The following is a 17,547-nucleotide window of genomic DNA, read 5'->3' as shown; positions in this document are numbered from 1 at the left end:
TGCTATAGTAGAAATAGTGAAAAAAACAGAAAATGGGGATATCGCCATGTGGAAAAATAAAAATGTCTGGATTGTGCTCAGCGGTGAATTTATTGCAGGGCTTGGTTTATGGTTTGGCATTATCGGAAACCTTGAATTTATGCAAAAAAATGTACCATCTGATTTCATGAAATCTCTTATTCTATTTATTGGACTGCTTGCAGGGGTGCTTGTCGGTCCTCTTGCCGGCAGAATGATTGACAGCTGCTCCAAAAAGACCGTGCTTATTTATTCGGGCCTTGGAAGAATGCTCAGTGTTGTCTTTATGTTTATGGCAATACAATTTGATTCTCTCTTCTTTATGATTCTGTTTATGATCAGTATTCAATTATCTGCAGCCTTTTATTTTCCTGCACTTCAGGCTGTAATACCTATTATTGTAAAGGACAATGATTTGATACAAATGAATGGGGTCCATATGAATGTTGCGACCATGGCGAGGGTGATTGGCACAGCACTTGCCGGTGCGCTGCTTGTCTTTATGAGTCTGACATCGATTTATGCACTGTCCATGGCTGCATATGCCGTTCTTTTTGGAGCAACTTTTCTGCTTGATTTTAAAGAAGAAAAGAGGGAGCAGTCAAAATCAGGGAAGTCCGGCAGCTTTAAAGATGTTCTTCCTGTATTAAAAGCGACTCCTATTGCCATTACAGCTCTTGTTCTGACAATCATTCCTGTTTTGTTTATCGGCGGATTTAATCTGATGGTGATCAACATAAGCGAGCTCCAGGACAGCACGTCCATTAAAGGGCTTCTTTACACCGTTGAAGGAATTGCATTTATGATCGGCGCTTTTTTTGTAAAAAAAATTACTCATCGATTTTCATCCGTTCACATGCTCTTTGCTTTTGCTCTATTAATTTCAATTGCACATTTAAGCTTATTCTTTAGTGATATCATGTGGATGTCGCTCATCTCATTTGGAGTATTCGGTCTTGGGGTTGGCTGCTTTTTTCCGATTGTCTCGACCATCTTTCAAACGAAGATTCCAAAAGAATATCACGGCCGTTTTTTTTCGTTTAGAAATATGCTTGATCGTGTTATGTTCCAGGTCGTTCTCCTCGGTACGGGTCTTTTCCTTGATACAATCGGCCTGCAGTTCATGGTGCTTATCTTTGGAACATTATCACTCATAATGGTCGTATTATATGGAATGATGTATTTTCAGAAAACAGAAGTAAGCAGTTTAAGTGAAAGCAAGTAAAAGAGAGGGAGATGCACATAACCCTGTCAAGTAGACAATAAAAGAAGAGTATTTCAAGCTACGGCCTTTTCTCGGTATTCAATCTGGGAAAGGCCGTTAAATTTTTCTTGGAAGCGATCAGTATTATAGAAGGCTATATACTCCTGAATAGCTACATAAGCTTGCTCTGCTGTTTTTGGGCGTACCAAATATAACTTCTCTGTTTTTAAATGTGAGAAGAAACTTTCTATACACGCGTTATCATGACAATTGCCACGACGAAACAGCTATTAAAAACGGGAATTTGGCTAGAAAAAATCAAATTTTGGCAATTAAATTCACGATTTCGGCTAAATGAATATTATATGATCCACCTTACTTGTGTCATTCATGGGATTCGATCCTGAATGGCCCTCTGACTTGGAGCTAACCAGTCGGTTCCGCTTTTCTTAGTCTCTGCATTTCTTGCATACTGTAAGCTTTTGTCCGTCTGCCTGAAGATTTGGATAGAGCAGTTTAATTCGTTTTGTCCCGCATATTGGACAAGTTCCGCGGCCTCTTGAGGCCATTTTTAATAATGTCTTACCCCGATATCTTTTCGCCATCTTTAAACACCCTGTTTCTTTTTTAATACTATATGAATTCCAAGTTGGATATGCTATCTCGCGAGCCGGCCAAAAAAAACTCATAATGTCATAATTCGCAAGAAAATCGGGATAAAAATAGAGAATTTTAGCTATTTTAGTAAGAATATAGTGCTATTTTTAGAAATTTGTAGTAATTAATACCCTAATCTATTAAAATAATCATGTAAGAAAAAAGGAGGTACTTAGCGAACAATGAAACAGAAAATTATTGGTTTAGCTGCTTCAGCAGTCATCGGTTCCACTTTAATTGGTTCCGCAGCTTCTGCAGACAGCATAACCGTTAAAAAAGGCGATTCGTTATGGAAGTTGTCACGCGAGTATAAAACAACAGTTGAAACGATTAAACTGAGAAACAAGCTTTCTAAAGATATGATTATTCCAGGACAAGTTCTGCAGATATCAGGAACTGCTGAAAAACCTGCATCTAGTGTTCAAAAACCTGCTGCACCCGCTAAAACCTCTGTCTCTACATACAAAGTGAAATCAGGCGATTCCCTCTGGGTCATTGCACGAAAACATAATGTATCTGTAAATGAGCTGAAAAGTTTAAATGGGCTGAAGTCCGATTTTATTCGACCCGGACAAACCTTAAAAGTAAGCAAGACGACTGGAAAAGCTCCGGCTGCAGCAGCGCCTGAACCAGCTGCTAATCAGCCCGCGGCATCAACCTATAAAGTAAAGCTTGGTGATTACCTCGGAAAGATTGCTAATCAATTCGATCTTACCGTCGCAGAGTTAAAAGCGATGAACAATCTCAAATCCGCTGTGATTTACGCAGGCCAGACCCTTAAAGTGCAAGGTTCAAGCGCAGCACCGCCTAGTAAGGTGGAAGAAACAAAGCCATCTGCAAACAGTAAAATTGATACGATGATTGCTGAAGCCAAGAAACATGTTGGAGTGCCTTATAGATGGGCTGGAAATACTCCTTCTGGATTTGACTGCAGCGGATTCATGTATTATGTACTGAACAAAGTGACGTCTGTTTCCCGTCTCAGCACTGCTGGGTATTGGGACATCATGACGCCGGTCAGCTCTCCGCAAAAAGGTGACTTAGTTTATTTCACTACATATAAGGCAGGCCCGTCACATATGGGAATTTATCTTGGCAATGGAGAATTTATTCATGCAAGTTCATCAGGTGTTACCATCTCTAAATTGGATAATTCCTACTGGAAGGCAAGATACCTTGGAGCAAAACGATATTTAAAGTAAGAAGCCATCATGGCTTCTTTTTTTTGCAAAAAACAATCTGCCTTCCAGATGGATGAATGAACAAATCCATTCATATGATTGAAATAAAAGCAATCAGGAGGCGGGTTGGATGACGGCATTGCCGGTAGGTGTCACGACTCATAAGATAGCAGGGAAAAAGCTTTCGATATTGTATCCTTCAATAACTGGTCCGCAGTCATTCAGTCAGCAGAAAATCAATGCGGACATCCTTAAAAACGTTCAGAATCAAATTCGTTTTGGAGGGTATGACGGGGGAGTCAAAACGGACATGCAGGGTACCTATGAACTCAAGACGAATGAGCGGGACTTGTTAAGCTTAACGCTGCTGAATTATGTGTATAGCGGCGGCGCTCATGGCATGTCTTATTTAAAAGGGCTGACATACGATACCAAGACAGGCAGGAAGTATAAGCTTCAGGACCTTTTTAAAAAAGACAGCAACTATACAGAACGATTATCTTCCATTATTGATGAGCAGCTTAAGGAAAGAGAGATTACCTTACTCGATCCTCCCTTTAAATCGATTCGCCCTGATCAGGATTTTTATTTAGCTGATAAATCGCTTGTCCTCTATTTTCAGCTCTATGAAATTGCAGCTTATGCCTATGGATTTCTGTACTTTCCCCTCTCCATTTATGATCTGCAGGATATCATCAATCCAGATGGTCCTCTCCCCAGATTATATGGATAGATAAAAAAATCTTGCATTCCTCAAAGATTCGCATATAATAACTCTTAATAGAAAAAAATCCCATGAGGAAGAGAGTAATCATATCCAGTTCTTGAATCAGCGATTTAGGGAAGGTGAAAGCCTAAAATGAACGGGATGGTGAAACGCACTTTCTAGGAGCATGCCTGAACTTGGATAGTAGGGCATGCCGGTCGGCTGGCCGTTAAAACGCTTCGAGTGGTTCAGTAATGAACAATCAGAGTGGTACCGCGGGAAAACGCCCGTCTCTTTTATTGAAAAGAGACGGGCGTTTTATTTTATTTAGAGGAGGACGACTTATGAAAAAGAGACTTGGGGCGATTATTTATGGGACCTTAAAAAACGATCTTACCCTTGATGAGATAGTGGAGGTCACCTGAGATTCCTAAAGCAAAACAATTAGGGGATTGCAGCTTTCCTTGTTTCGTTCTTGCTGCTGTCTATAATAAAAATCCTCATCAAATTGCTTTGGAGCTTGCAGGGAAGTTTAATGATGAATTTATTACACTAGCAGCAGCTGCTGGACCCTACATTAACTTCCACCTTAACCGGGAGATTGTAAGCAGGGAATGACTGCAGACAAATGGACCATATCAGTGCCCAGAAAAAACAAAAGTAATGACCATTGACTTTTCATCTCCAAATATTGCGAAGCCATTCTCAATGGGACACCTGCGCTCATCGGTCATTGGCCAGGCAATTGCCAATCTTGGAGAGAAATGTGGCTATAACGTAATCCGAATCAATCATATAGGAGACTGGGGCACACAATTCGGTAAGCTGATTGCAGCTTATAAAAGATGGGGACTGAAGAATCTGTCAAGGAGCACCCAATACAGGAGCTTTTTAGACTTTATGTAAAGTTTCATGAAGAAGCTGCAGTCCTTACTGACTTAATTGAAGAGGGAAGAAGCTGGTTTAAACGTCTGGAAGATGGAGACACAGAAGCATTAAAACTGTGGAAATGGTTCAGAGAAGTAACACTGGAGGACTTTCAGAGGGTTTATAAGTTATTGGGCGTTCAATTTGATGCGTATAATGGAGAAGCATTCTACAATGATCAGTTATCGCCTATCTCTGATTTGCTTGAGAAAAGAGGGCTGCTTAAACATTCTGAAGGTGCAATGGTAGTTCCTTTGGAAAACGTGAAGCTGCCGCCATGCCTGATCCGAAAAAGTGATGGAGCGACCCTTTATGCAACAAGAGATTTGGCTTGCGCCCTCCACAGGAAGGAAACATACAAGTTTGATCAATCTTTATATGTAGTAGGAATGGAACAAACGATTCATTTTAAACAGGTTTTTGCTGTTGTAGAGAAAATGGGTTTTAGCTGGCATAAAGATATTCAACATATTCCATTTGGATTCATTTTGAAGGATGGAAAGAAAATGGCTACAAGGAAGGGCAAAATCGTTCTTCTAGATGAAGTAATAAAAGAAACTATATCTGCTGCAAAAGCAAATATTGAAATGAAAAATCCTCAGCTTGAAAACAAAGAAGAAGTTGCCAGTGCGGTTGGAGTTGGAGCAATTATTTTTCATGATCTCAAAAATGACCGTACGAACAAGATTGAATTTTCAATGGATGAAATGCTTAAATTTGAAGGGGAGACAGGTCCATATGTGCAGTATACACATGCAAGAGCCTGCTCTATATTAAGCAAAGTCAGCGGGATCAAGTCAGAGAAAAAAAGAGCACAGCTGGGAAGTGCAAAAAGTGCTTGTTCAGTACGGGCAAGTCATTCAATCTTCATTTGAGAAGTATGACCCATCCATACTTGATAAATATTTACTGCAGATATGCAGAGCGTTTAATTCTTATTATGCTAAAGTGAAAATCCTGGAAGAAAATCAAACCCTCACGTCCAGACTTCTCCTAGTTCAATCCGCAAGAGATGTTCTTAAGGATGGACTGAGCATCTTTGGAATCAAGGCTCCTGAAAAAATGTAGTTGTTTGTATCCTCCGTTTTAAAATTCTGCTTTTATGGCTATCATGCTAAAGAATTTTAAGATGGAGGGATTGCTTATGAACAGAAAAATAATTTTCACAGCAATCGCAGCTTCTTTAGGCTTGAGCGCCTGTCAGGCTTCAACAGAATTTGAGTCGAAAGAAGAATCACTGCCGGTCAGTGAAAAAGCAGTTGCACCGGTAAACATTGATATGATCAACAGCGAGGGAGTTGAAATTGGTACAGCTACTCTGACTGAAGCGCTTAAAGGAGTGACAATCCGATTAAAAGCGGAGGGTTTAGAGCCTGGAAAGAAAGCCATTCATCTTCATGAGACGGGGAAATGCGAAAAGCCTGATTTCACATCTGCCGGAGCGCATTTTAATCCTTCCAAAAAGCAGCATGGGTTTGATAATCCAAAAGGCTTTCATGCCGGAGACCTGCCTAACATCGAAATTGACGAGAATGGCACTTTGGATGTCGAGCTGCATGCAGCTGACGTGACATTGAAGCAGGCTAAGAAAAATTCGCTGCTTGATGAAGACGGCAGTACGATCATTATCCATGAAAGAGTGGATGACTACATGACTGATCCTGCAGGAAACTCAGGGAACCGGATTGCTTGCGGGGCCCTCGTAAACTAGAAAAACAAAGCCGTTTTGACAAATTGGATCGGAAATAAAAAAGCTGATGAGACTTGTTGTCTCATCAGCTTTTTAAATTTTTATTTTTATTTTTCTGTTTCTTCAGGACCCATATAACGGTATTTAGTTGGATCTACAGGTTCAAATCCCTTAGGCGTATAGAAACGCAATAGATCTCCGTATACAATTTTGTCTGAAATGGTCAATTTTTTATCGACCATTTCTTCTGTTTGTTTAATTTCTTCGTTTTCCTCAACTGTTTCTCCAGTAGCAGTATCATAGAACTTTCCGTCAACTGAAGTAAACTCAGGCGTTACAAAGTCGCCGTTTCTGAAAGGAACCACTTGCTGATGGTCTTTTGATAATAAATCCGTACCCATTTGAACGTAATCTTTTGTATCTATTCCAAGCAGGTGAAGGAGAGTAGGGCGAATATCAACTTGTCCGCCGAACTGGTGCTGTTTTCCGCCTTCAAGGCCTGGAGCGTGAATGAAAAGAGGAACCCGCTGCAGCTGAGCATTTTCAAACCCATTAATCTCTTTGCCCATTACCTGAGACATCGCTTTGTTGTGGTTTTCAGAGATTCCGTAGTGATCACCATACATCACAAACATTGTGTTGTCATATAACCCTGACTTTTTCAGGTCTTCGAAAAACTGTTTTAAGGATTCATCCATGTAACGTGCAGTCTGGAAATAATGGTCTACAGAATCATCACCTGTTGTATGAGGATCGATAGTAGCTTCGTCCTCATCAATTGGGTAAGGGAAATGATTTGTTAATGAGATGAATTTTGAATAAAATGGCTGCTCCATTGATTTAAGCAGCGGAATGGATTCGGTAAAGAACGGTTTATCCTTTAGTCCATAATTCACAACATCTTCATCTTTCATTGAATAATAGGCTGCATCAAAGAATTGCTCATAGCCTAATGATTTGTACATCACATCGCGGTTCCAGAATGATTTATAGTTGCCGTGGAAAACCGCTGTTGAGTACCCTTTTTGATCAAGGATTGCTGGTGCTGCCTGATATGTGTTTTCTGCTTTTGTTGTAAAAACAGCTCCCTGCGGAAGAGGGAATAGTGAATTTTCAACCATGAACTCAGCATCAGACGTTTTTCCCTGGCCTGTCTGATGGAATAGATTGTCAAAGTACAGTGTATTTTTGTTCTTTGTTAAAGAATTTAAAAACGGTGTTACTTCTTCACCGTTAATTTTATAATCAATGGCGAATGTCTGCAATGATTCAAGTGAAATATAAATAACGTTCATGCCTTTTGCTTTTCCAAAGTATTCTGGATTAGGTTCAGCATGTGTTGCTTTTGAATAGTTTACAACTTCCGTTACATCATTGCCGTCAGCAAGTGCACGCTGGGCAGATGATTTAGAGCTTTGAATCACATCATAAATCGTGTAATTATACATGCCTAAATATTTAACAATGTAATTGCGGTCAAACGTGCGCGTTAATAATTGCGGACGGTCCATTTCAGCTAAAGCAAGGTTTATTCCGAACATAATCACAGCTGAAATCAGGACTGCCGAAACTCTTTTGCTTTTCATTTTTACATTTTCAGGATTAATGAACTTCCCAAAAACAAGAACCATTAAAATGATGACATCCAGGAAGTAAAGGACATCGTATGGTTTCATCAAAGCAATGGTACTTTGTCCCAAGTCTCCAGCATTCATTTTAGTCTGTGTCAATGTTGGCACTGTAATAAAATCGTTGAAGAATCGGTAATACACAAGGTTGGCATATAATAGGAAAGAAAGAAGAAAATCGATGACAATCATCCAAATAAATGCCTTTCTTCCTTTGGCGAATAAGGCTAAACCTAAAAACAGCACAGCAGAGCTGATCGGGTTGATGAACAGCAGGAACTGCTGAATGGCATTATCAATTCCTAAATTCAGTTCGACGCGATAAGCAGTATAAGTCTTTATCCATAGCATAACGACTGCTAACAGAAAAAAGCCAAGATGCTTATTCAAAAAACTCTTAGCAAATACATTTTTCATTTTTTTTCACCTCTAGTAATCAGTTAAATTCGTATTTTAACGGTCATGTTCAGTACCCTGTTCATAGATTATAAACAGGAATTTGTTCAGCAAAAGATAAGAGTCATCATAACGCAAAGAGGGACTAAAAGTCAACTTTTTAACTATTCAATTAATCTTGCATCTATTAAATTATCATTAAGAGATTAGACTTATTTTCCATAACAATTCATCAGACTGGTTACATAAAAAGCCTCTTCCTTATACATAGTAAAATTGGGGGTGATTATGAATGAAATTCTTTTTAATTGGAGCTATTCTCCTGCTAGCCCAGCAAATACCAACAGATGACAGCTTGACGATTACCCATAATAATCATGTTATAGGAAAATTGGACCGGAATGATGCGGCAATGCTGATGCCAGAGACATTACTAATTGACCAAATAAAATTGGATAAACTCATGAATCATTTGGATCATCAAATGTATAAGGCTCCAGTAAATGCTGAAATCGACAAGAGCGGAAAAATAATGCCCGAAAAAACCGGCTACAGATTGAATCGTGAGATCTTCAGGGGAAAATTCCACGCTTACTTTTTTGGGAGCGGTGCAGCAAGTGTGGAAGCACCAAGAATAAAATTGTATCCCAGAGTAGATAAAGAATTGCTTGCCAGTATTCGCTCTGAAAGGATTGGGACCTATGTAACTTTTTTTAACAAGAATAATAAACAACGTACAAAGAACATATATCTTGCTGCAGAAGCGATCAATAACACAGTTATTTTTCCTGGCGAGACGTTTTCTTTCAACGGCGTGGTCGGCAACCGGACAGCAGCGAAGGGCTATTTGCGGGCTCCGATCATTATTAGAGGAGAACTGTCTGAAGGAATTGGAGGGGGCATTTGTCAAGTTTCCTCAACCTTATTTAATGCCATCGACAATGCCGGATTAAAAGTGATCGAGCGGTATTCTCACAGCAGGCGAGTCCCTTATGTTCCCGTCGGAAGAGATGCTACCGTCAGCTGGTATGGACCCGATTTTCGGTTCACGAACAAATATAGCGAGCCTGTATTGATCAGGGCGGCTGTTTATGGGGCAAGTGTGATGGTCACCATTTATTCAACGAATGAAGTTGCTTATGAAAAACGGACAGAGCTTCGAAAATAAGGCTTTGGATATTATGAAAGAGTCTTTGTTTTGATTCTCTTGATACATAATAATCGCGTTTTGGCTGAATAGCCTTAGGAAAAAGATACTTCTGAATCTTCATGCTTGGACATATATTTAGAAGACTCTTTACTTAGGCAAGGTGATTATTATCACTCAAAAATTAGCAGCGATTTTAATAGGAAGCTTATTGATCAGTATTGGCATCAATGGCTTTTTAGTTCCGCATCATTTGATTGATGGCGGGGTCGACGGAATAGCCTTGATATTACATTACTATTTTGATTATAAAACGGGTTTATGCATTCTATTTTTAAGCTTGCCCCTTTGTTTTTTTTCGTGGTTTTTCAAGCCGGTCTATTTGTACAGCAGTATCCACGGTTTATTGATATCTGCATTTTTTATTGATTTGCTGGATCCACTGAGAACTCAATTTACTCTGCCGATTTTTTTAAGTTCCCTGATAGGAGGAGCTTTAATAGGAATTGGCATCGGAGTCATGCTCCGAAATGATACAAGCACAGGGGGAACGGATTTATTGGCACGGCTTATTTCAGACAGTACAAAATTAAATATTGGCATTTCGATTTTAATGATAGACGGGCTTGTAGCAGCGGCAGGTTATAAAACACTGGGATTGAGAAGCTTTTTCTTTTCATGTGTCACTATTGGAATAATTGGTTTAATAACACACATTATAATGAAACCTTCTGAACACTGAAAAAGCAGATCCCCAGGAACGAAATTCACTTATGCCGGGGATTACCCAGCGTTGCCAATCAGCAGCGGGAGCTTAAAGAAGACTTAATCGCTGAACGCAAGGTACATCCTGTTGTTCCTCTTTTAGTGGAATATTCACTGACTGACAAAGGCAGAACGCTGATGCCGATTCTTGACGCCATGTATGAATGGGGCAAGATCTATATGGAAAATTCGCTGAAGAAAAGCCGGAAATAAGTGAGTAGATTAAGTAATTTCCCCTTAATATAAGAAAGACCAAGATCGTATATGCTGGATCTTGGTCTTTTTTTGATTCAAAAAGGTGCTGGTACTCAAACATGATTATCAGGTCTGATTAATCAGTAAATTCTTCGGCATCAACTACAACAATTTTCCGATATCCTGTAGAAGCGCTCCCTTTAAGAATAGATGCTGTACTTTAAGACAAAATCCCATTTCTTATGCTTTTGCCCTGAAAGAGAAGCAAACCTGAATGAATGGTGGAACGTCTCTCTATGATGCCGTTTTAATAGGTCTAGCCATTTTGACGTAAGCTCAGTAGTCATTTCTTCGCCCTTTAAATTATCTATACACAAAAAATATAACAAGTAAAATCAAAGCGAGAACAAGACTGACGATATATATGGCGGATAAATTCTTCATTCTGGCCTTCGTTGAATCACGGTAAGTTTCAACTGCTTGATTCTTACCGATTAATATGGTTACTATTAAGCCGACAATACTAATGATTGAAATAATTATGACACTGATCCAAATTGACACTGTAATAACCCCTTTTGTATAAAATCCCTGCTTTTATTAATCATTTTACATATGATCTAAGAGATAGGGCCATCCAATTTCCAGAATTTGATGCCATCCACTTTTAAAGAATTTCTAAATAGTAAGGAGTAGTTTATATTATGGCAAATGAATGGAAGCCCGATCGTTCTAGTGAGCAGCCAATCTATAAACAGATCGTTCATTATTTTGAAAAGCAGATTCGAAACGGGGAACTGCCTCCATTAAGCAAATTGCCTTCTGAACGAAAGCTGTCAAAGGACTTAGGGGTAAACAGAAGCACGGTAGCAACAGCCTATGCTGAACTTAGTGCGTCCGATTTAATTATCAGCAAAAAGGGAAGCGGTACAGTTGTCCGCGGGTCAAATCGTGCCTATCAAGGCGGACGGATGCCAAACTGGAACCGCATGCTGATAGCTGGAACACTGCTGCCAAATGTACCGATCATTCAGAGAATTGCGGAAGAAACCAATCATAAACATCTGATTGATATAGCTACAGGGCAATTATCGCCTGAATTGTTCCCAAATCAGCAATTTCAGCACATATTAAAGAATCAGACCTTCGATCATCCCTTAAGCTATGATCATCCGCACGGTAATTTGAAATTGAGGGAAACCATTGCCAGACATCTGAAAATAGATAAAAAAATAGAATGTACACCATCATCCATTCTAATTACATCAGGAGCCCAGCAAGCTCTTCACCTTATCATTCAGTGTTTATTGAAACCTGGCGATGCTGTTGCAATAGAAGATCCTTCATATACATATTCCTTGCCTATTTTCAGATCGCTTGGCATTAAGACAATTTTACTCGAAGTGGATGAAAATGGTGTGCATCCAAATGATATTCATAATGCATATATAAACCACAGAATTCGGATGATTTTTCTAAGTCCGGCTTATCAAAATCCAACTGGTGCCGTCTTACATCCTGAGCGGAGAAAAAAAATCCTCAAAACTGCTTTTGAGTTTGGCATTCCAATCGTTGAAGATGATCCTTACTCTTTACTGTCTTTTGAGAATGAAAGAGCAGCAACCTTAAAATCCGAAGATTCTCATGGCGTTGTTATCTATATCAGCTCACTGTCAAAAATGGTATCCTCAGGCATAAGAATCGGCTGGATATTGGCTCCAAAGCAAATTATTGAACGATTATCAGATGCCAGACAGCAAATCGATTTTGGATCTAGCATTTTTTCGGATTGGCTGGCAAGTGAGTTTTTGAATTCAGACTTTTTTGAACCACATCTTTGCCAGTTGAAAATTGAATTGAAAAATAGAAGAGATTTGTTGGTTTCAGCTATTGAAAAGCATCTTCCTGGTCAAGTGGAATATTCAGTGCCAAAAGGCGGTATTCACTTATGGTGCCGGATTAGACAAAATCATCATGATGAAAAACTATTTAATCGTGCAGTGGATAAAGGGGTAATCTATACGCCTGGAATTGCTCTTGGTTCGAAAAAAGGCTGTGTCAGGTTTACATTTGGACGAGCTGCTAAGCAATCAATCGACACAGCCATTGCTGCATTTTCAGATGCGCTGTTTGAGCAAAAATAAGAATTACGCATATGAGGAGATGAAGCAATGAAGCTAAGTATTCTAGATCAGTCACCGATTTCTGAAGGTACCAAAGCAAGTGATGCCCTTGAAGCACACACTTTAGTTAGCAAAAGCAGCTGAAGAACTTGGCTATACTCGCTTTTGGCTTGCAGAGCATCATAATACAAACTGGCTCGCAAGCACAGCTCCTGAAATATTAATATCACATATTGCATCGCTTACAAGCCGAATTAAAGCCGGTTCTGAAGGGGGCCTGCTGCCGCAATACAGTCCATTAAAAGTGGCTGATACATTCAACACTCTTGAAACGCTCTTTCCAAATCGAATTGACTTGGAATTGGCCGTTCACCTTGAGGATCTGCTGAAACACGTCTGGCTCTAACAGATGGGCTGCGAAAAAGTTTAAACGAATTCCCAAGACAGCTGAAGGATTTACAGGGATTCTTGAGAAAAGCTTTGCCTGAGAAGCATGTTTATTCAGATGTACAAGCCATGCCTGATTCAGCTGCATTTCCGGAAATGTGGCTGCTTGGGGTTTCACATCGCGGTGCCAGGACAGCTGCTGAGCATGGTATGGCATTTACATATGGTCATTTTATTAATCCATTAAGAGGAAAAAAGGCAATGAAAAATTACATGGAGCAATTTAAGCCTTCAAGTCATCAGCCTGAGCCAAAAACCAATTTCTGTATTTTTGTTGTGTGCGCCAGTTCCGAGGAAGAGGCTGAATTCCTTGCACTAAGCCAGGATTCATGGCTGTTAAATGTAGAAAAAGGAGAAAATGCAAAAATCCCTCTCCTGAAGAAGTGAAAAGGCTGGTTTTTTCTGAGGTGGAATTAGAGAAAATAAAAAGAAATCGAAAACGCATGGTAGTTGGCACTCCTTATAAGGTAAAAGAAGAATTGCTAATTATCGCTTCAGATTATCAGACTGATGAGATTATGATCATTACAAATATATTTGATTTTAAAGCAAAACTGGATTCTTATAAGCTTCTTGCAGAAGTGTTTGATCTATAAGGCAAGGGAAAATCATCAGCAAATACAAGTCGTTTTGTTTTCATTCATCAATAAAACTTGATACAATGACGTTGTTTATTTGAATATTCAAGGTTTAGATGAAGGAGGACAAAAAATGTCCAGTGAAACTATAAAAGATGTAAAGCTGTCCGTATTGGATCTTGCGCCTGTAGTAGAAGGGAGCACACCGAGCGAAGCTTTTAAAAACACTCTTGATCTTGCTCAGCATGCTGATAAATGGGGCTATAACCGTTTTTGGCTTGCAGAGCATCATAATATGGAGGGAATTGCGAGTTCAGCCACAGCTGTTTTGATTGGACATGTAGCAGGGGGTACGACAAATATTCGCGTAGGATCAGGCGGTATCATGCTGCCTAATCATGCACCTTTAGTTATTGCAGAACAGTTTGGAACACTTGAATCCCTTTATCCAGGCAGAATTGATCTTGGGCTTGGACGCGCTCCGGGAACCGATCAGCTCACCGCCCGAGCGCTCCGCAGAGAAAACATGAGCAATGGAGAGGATTTCCCAGAACAGCTTAATGAACTTATGGGGTATTTTCAGCCTGCTGAAGCAGAACATGTCAGCGCTGTTCCAGGAAAAGGCCTGAACGTGCCAATCTGGCTGCTCGGCTCAAGCGGATTCAGTGCTCAGCTAGCGGGAAGATTAGGATTGCCATTTGCATTTGCAAGTCATTTTTCCCCAGAGCACACTATTCCTGCCATGCGCCTGTACAGAAGCAGCTTCAAAGCGTCTAATGTACTTCAAGAACCTTATGCAATGGTAGGCGCAAACGTAATAGCCGCAGACAGCGATGAAAAAGCAGCATATTTAGCTACTACCATGCAGCAGCAATTTTTGAATCTTGTCCGCAATCGCCCAGGGAAAATGCAGCCGCCGGTAGAAAATATGGAAGAACTATGGACACCGTATGAAAAAGCAGCCATTCATCAGCAGCTTGGATCATCAATTGTCGGAAGTAAAAGTACTGTTAATGAGAAACTTGAAAAATTCATAGAAGAGACAGGGGCAAACGAAATTATGGTCAACGCCTCAATCTATGATCATCAAGAACGATTGCGTTCCTTTGAAATTGTTTCACAGCTTTTTAAGTAAAAGACAACGGAGGCAAGATCATGAAATGCAAAATCAACCGCAATGCAGCTAAAGAATTAAAAGAGCTCCTTGCCGGAGAAGAAGCTGAAGGCAAAATGATACGTGTTGTTGTGACAGAAATGCACGGCGATCACGCACATTATGATATCACGCTTGATACACCGACTGAGCATGATGAAATTGTGAAAACAGACAAAGAAATTGACGTGCTGCTGGATCAGCGCGAAGACTTTTTAGACGGCGTCTGGATTCAGTATTTTTATGTGCCGCAGGCAGGGTTTGTCATTACAAATTCAAGTAAAGGCAGCCATAGGCATTAAATAATAAAAAGAGTGAAACTTGAATGGTTTCACTCTCAGACTGTCGACAAATCCCCCCCTTTCTGGGGGATTTGTCGGCAGTTTTTTTATATAATGAAAATAGAACAATAAAGAGGTGATTTGGATGTTGTCTAAAAATAATCAAATGAATCGTGATCAACTAGAAATGATTACACTTGAACAGTTGGTGCCGGAAGATCACTTAGTCCGTAAAATTGAACAAGCTCTCGATTTTTCTTTCATCTATCCATTAGTAGAGAAAGTCTATTCCGCAGATCGAGGTCGTCCAAGTATTGATCCGGTCATATTGATTAAAATGACCTTCATCCAATACCTTTTCGGTATTCGATCCATGAGAAGAACCATTGAAGAGATTGAAACCAACTTAGCCTACCGTTGGTTTTTTGGGTTTTGGTTTTCATGACAAGGTGCCCCACTTCTCAACATTCGGTAAAAACTATGAACGGCGCTTTAAGGATACAGATCTGTTTGAGCAGATATTTTACCGCATCTTAAAAGAGGCGATTGATAAGAAACTGGTCAATGGAGAACAGGTATTTATTGATTCAACTCACGTAAAGGCTAGTGCTAATAAACGAAAGTATCAGAAAAAAATCGTACGAAAAGAAACGAAATCATATGAGGAAAGGCTCCAAAACGAACTCAATCTAGACCGCGAAGAAAACGGAAAAAAGCCTTTTCCCCCAGATAAATTTGAACCGGAAGAGAAAGAGATTAAAGAAAGTACGACGGATCCGGAAAGTGGCTATTACGTAAAAGATGAAAGAACAAAACAGTTCGCTTACTCATTTCACGCAGCCTCTGACGAAAAAGGATTTGTTCTGGGGACAATCGTTACGCCTGGTAACGTGCACGACAGTGCAATATTCGAGCCTCTACTTGATCAAGTAACTGAGCTTCACAAGAAACCTGCTGCTGTTGCTGCCGATGCTGCTTACAAGAACCCTGCTCTTGCTCACTATTTGAACGAAAAAGAAATTCGTCCGGTTTTTCCTTATACACTAGATGTTTAATGTTAATAAAGTTGTTTCAGAAAAGGGCCATATAGTGAAATAAGAGGCTGAATAAAACTACACTTTTCAATAAGGTGAAGTGATTTGAAATCAGGGAAACATAAGCAATGGGACCAATAAACTTCTTTAGTAGCCTGTTTTGTTAGAAAGATTAATATCAGAGTTATAAAGTCTGCTATTTGAATAACACAAGAATTTGTATACCGAAAAGTGATTTCGTATAACATAAGGGGAATTAATTAATTTACTGCATTTTAATGTCTAAAAGTTTTCTTGTAAATAATCTATCAAATAAGGTATTAATAGCAAGGTACTAAATTAAGGGGAATATAGATGAAGATTCGTTTTGGCTATGTGGCGAATGCATTAGGCTTATGGGATGCAAGTCCTTCAAAGACTTTAACTTTTGCACGGTATTCAGCTCTTCCTAAAAACGAGCGAATGGAAAAGCTTAAATCTGTTACCGCACAAAATTTACATCATACTAAAAGAATTTTGTTTTATAATATCGCGCATGAAATAGAATTATATCGGTTTTCAAGCTCACTTGTCACCTTAGCAACCCATCCGGAAGTGATGTGGAATTTCATTACCCCTTTCAAAACCGAGTGGGAAGAACTTGGACAATTAATACAACAATTTAAGCTTCGCCCTAGTTTTCACCCAAATCAATTCACACTCTTCACAAGTCCGCGAAAAGAAGTGACCCAGAATGCAGTGAAGGACATGAAGTATCATTTTAAGATGCTTGAAGCGATGAATGCACTACAACATGGAATTATTAATATTCATATTGGTGGTGCATACGGGGATAAACACACATCATTAGAGCGCTTCCATAAAAATGTAAAGGAATTACCTAATAAAATTAAAATGCATATGACGCTTGAAAATGATGATAAGACCTATAATATTGAAGAAACCCTTATCACTTGTGAAAAAGAAACAATACCAATGATCCTGGATTATCACCATCATATGGCCAATAAAGAGGAGATCGACCTTACTCTTTATTTACAACGCATCTTTAACACTTGGAGTAAAACCGATTCTGTTCCAAAAGTTCACCTATCCTCTCCAAAATCAGAAAAAGAATATCGTTCCCATGCTGATTATGTCTCTCTGGAATTTGTTCTTCCTTTTTTAACATTGGCAAAGGAACTGAATCAGGACTTAGACATAATGATCGAAGCGAAACAAAAAAACCTTGCCATGCAAAAACTGATAGAAGAGGTCGCTTCTCTTAGAGGGGTTAAACGTATATCAAGCTCTGCTGTGGAATGGTGAATTTTGATGGATAGATTTAATGGATGACTATATTAGTCTTATTTCATTTATATTTTCATTCATTGTCAGGACGTAACAAGCACAGAATAGAATATCATTTTTTGATACA

At 39.4% G+C, this 17,547-nt stretch carries 12 protein-coding genes, 5 pseudogenes and 1 other annotated feature; of the genes and pseudogenes, 14 read left to right on the top strand and 3 right to left on the bottom strand.

The window, feature by feature from the left end:
- The first annotated feature begins 46 nt into the window (after positions 1–46).
- A complete protein-coding gene (locus LIT25_14255; protein USK31818.1) occupies positions 47–1,243 on the top strand; it encodes an MFS transporter in 1,197 nt (398 codons plus the stop codon).
- 53 nt (positions 1,244–1,296) lie between these two features.
- Here LIT25_14255 and LIT25_14250 read toward each other — a convergent pair.
- Positions 1,297–1,503 (bottom strand): annotated as a pseudogene (locus tag LIT25_14250) (IS3 family transposase).
- 168 nt (positions 1,504–1,671) lie between these two features.
- Positions 1,672–1,827: a hypothetical protein gene (locus LIT25_14245; GenBank protein ID USK31817.1), complete on the bottom strand. Its 156-nt coding sequence runs from the start codon at positions 1,825–1,827 to the stop codon at positions 1,672–1,674.
- A gap of 234 nt (positions 1,828–2,061) precedes the next feature.
- On the opposite strand from LIT25_14245, the gene LIT25_14240 reads away from it, so the two are divergent.
- The 4 genes and pseudogenes from LIT25_14240 (at position 2,062) to LIT25_14225 (ending at position 6,404) form a co-directional block, all read left to right on the top strand.
- On the top strand, positions 2,062–3,081 hold the full coding sequence (locus LIT25_14240) for a LysM peptidoglycan-binding domain-containing protein (protein ID USK31816.1): 1,020 nt from the start codon (positions 2,062–2,064) through the stop codon (positions 3,079–3,081).
- A 109-nt stretch (positions 3,082–3,190) separates the two neighbouring features.
- Complete coding sequence (locus tag LIT25_14235) at positions 3,191–3,793, top strand: DUF3298 and DUF4163 domain-containing protein (protein USK31815.1); 603 nt, start codon at positions 3,191–3,193, stop codon at positions 3,791–3,793.
- Positions 3,794–3,846: 53 nt separating this feature from the next.
- Positions 3,847–4,064, top strand: a binding site (T-box leader).
- A 46-nt stretch (positions 4,065–4,110) separates the two neighbouring features.
- A pseudogene (argS, locus tag LIT25_14230) lies at positions 4,111–5,761 on the top strand (arginine--tRNA ligase).
- 76 nt (positions 5,762–5,837) lie between these two features.
- The gene (locus LIT25_14225; GenBank protein USK31814.1) at positions 5,838–6,404 is read left to right on the top strand and encodes a superoxide dismutase family protein; all 567 of its coding nucleotides are present in this window, start codon (positions 5,838–5,840) and stop codon (positions 6,402–6,404) included.
- 86 nt (positions 6,405–6,490) lie between these two features.
- On the opposite strand, the gene LIT25_14220 is transcribed toward LIT25_14225, so the two are convergent.
- Positions 6,491–8,428, bottom strand: coding sequence for an LTA synthase family protein (locus tag LIT25_14220; GenBank protein ID USK31813.1), 1,938 nt, complete (start codon positions 8,426–8,428; stop codon positions 6,491–6,493).
- Between the two features lie 271 nt (positions 8,429–8,699).
- On the opposite strand from LIT25_14220, the gene LIT25_14215 reads away from it, so the two are divergent.
- The 9 genes and pseudogenes from LIT25_14215 (at position 8,700) to uvsE (ending at position 17,438) form a co-directional block, all read left to right on the top strand.
- On the top strand, positions 8,700–9,575 hold the full coding sequence (locus LIT25_14215) for a VanW family protein (GenBank protein ID USK31812.1): 876 nt from the start codon (positions 8,700–8,702) through the stop codon (positions 9,573–9,575).
- A 142-nt stretch (positions 9,576–9,717) separates the two neighbouring features.
- A complete protein-coding gene (locus tag LIT25_14210) occupies positions 9,718–10,296 on the top strand; it encodes a YitT family protein (GenBank protein USK31811.1) in 579 nt (192 codons plus the stop codon).
- A 50-nt stretch (positions 10,297–10,346) separates the two neighbouring features.
- Positions 10,347–10,532 (top strand): annotated as a pseudogene (locus LIT25_14205) (winged helix-turn-helix transcriptional regulator).
- A gap of 686 nt (positions 10,533–11,218) precedes the next feature.
- Positions 11,219–12,658 (top strand): PLP-dependent aminotransferase family protein, encoded by a 1,440-nt coding sequence (locus LIT25_14200; protein ID USK31810.1) that lies wholly within the window; start codon positions 11,219–11,221, stop codon positions 12,656–12,658.
- Positions 12,659–12,685: 27 nt separating this feature from the next.
- A pseudogene (locus LIT25_14195) lies at positions 12,686–13,680 on the top strand (LLM class flavin-dependent oxidoreductase).
- A 115-nt stretch (positions 13,681–13,795) separates the two neighbouring features.
- Positions 13,796–14,797 carry an LLM class flavin-dependent oxidoreductase gene (locus LIT25_14190; GenBank protein USK31809.1) on the top strand — a complete coding sequence of 334 codons (1,002 nt, stop codon included), beginning with the start codon at positions 13,796–13,798 and terminating at the stop codon, positions 14,795–14,797.
- A gap of 20 nt (positions 14,798–14,817) precedes the next feature.
- Positions 14,818–15,117, top strand: a complete 300-nt coding sequence (locus LIT25_14185) for an iron-sulfur cluster assembly accessory protein (GenBank protein USK31808.1) — start codon at positions 14,818–14,820, stop codon at positions 15,115–15,117.
- A 124-nt stretch (positions 15,118–15,241) separates the two neighbouring features.
- Positions 15,242–16,139, top strand: a pseudogene (locus LIT25_14180) (IS1182 family transposase).
- Between the two features lie 345 nt (positions 16,140–16,484).
- Positions 16,485–17,438, top strand: a complete 954-nt coding sequence (gene uvsE, locus LIT25_14175; protein ID USK31807.1) for a UV DNA damage repair endonuclease UvsE — start codon at positions 16,485–16,487, stop codon at positions 17,436–17,438.
- Positions 17,439–17,547 lie beyond the last annotated feature (109 nt).

The sequence above is a fragment of the Bacillus sp. F19 genome, from assembly GCA_023823795.1.
Lineage (GTDB): Bacteria > Bacillota > Bacilli > Bacillales > Bacillaceae > Bacillus_P.
This window is presented reverse-complemented; position numbering and strand designations above follow the sequence as displayed.

Excerpts from the sequence above, each read along its gene's own strand:
- LIT25_14235 (USK31815.1), top strand. The coding sequence starts at position 3,191 with ATGACGGCATTGCCGGTAGGTGTCACGACTCATAAGATAGCAGGGAAA.
- LIT25_14220 (USK31813.1), bottom strand. The coding sequence starts at position 8,428 with ATGAAAAATGTATTTGCTAAGAGTTTTTTGAATAAGCATCTTGGCTTT.
- LIT25_14245 (USK31817.1), bottom strand. The coding sequence starts at position 1,827 with ATGGCGAAAAGATATCGGGGTAAGACATTATTAAAAATGGCCTCAAGA.
- LIT25_14215 (USK31812.1), top strand. The coding sequence starts at position 8,700 with ATGAAATTCTTTTTAATTGGAGCTATTCTCCTGCTAGCCCAGCAAATA.
- LIT25_14190 (USK31809.1), top strand. The coding sequence starts at position 13,796 with ATGTCCAGTGAAACTATAAAAGATGTAAAGCTGTCCGTATTGGATCTT.
- LIT25_14240 (USK31816.1), top strand. The coding sequence starts at position 2,062 with ATGAAACAGAAAATTATTGGTTTAGCTGCTTCAGCAGTCATCGGTTCC.
- uvsE (USK31807.1), top strand. The coding sequence starts at position 16,485 with ATGAAGATTCGTTTTGGCTATGTGGCGAATGCATTAGGCTTATGGGAT.
- LIT25_14185 (USK31808.1), top strand. The coding sequence starts at position 14,818 with ATGAAATGCAAAATCAACCGCAATGCAGCTAAAGAATTAAAAGAGCTC.
- LIT25_14255 (USK31818.1), top strand. The coding sequence starts at position 47 with ATGTGGAAAAATAAAAATGTCTGGATTGTGCTCAGCGGTGAATTTATT.
- LIT25_14225 (USK31814.1), top strand. The coding sequence starts at position 5,838 with ATGAACAGAAAAATAATTTTCACAGCAATCGCAGCTTCTTTAGGCTTG.
- LIT25_14200 (USK31810.1), top strand. The coding sequence starts at position 11,219 with ATGGCAAATGAATGGAAGCCCGATCGTTCTAGTGAGCAGCCAATCTAT.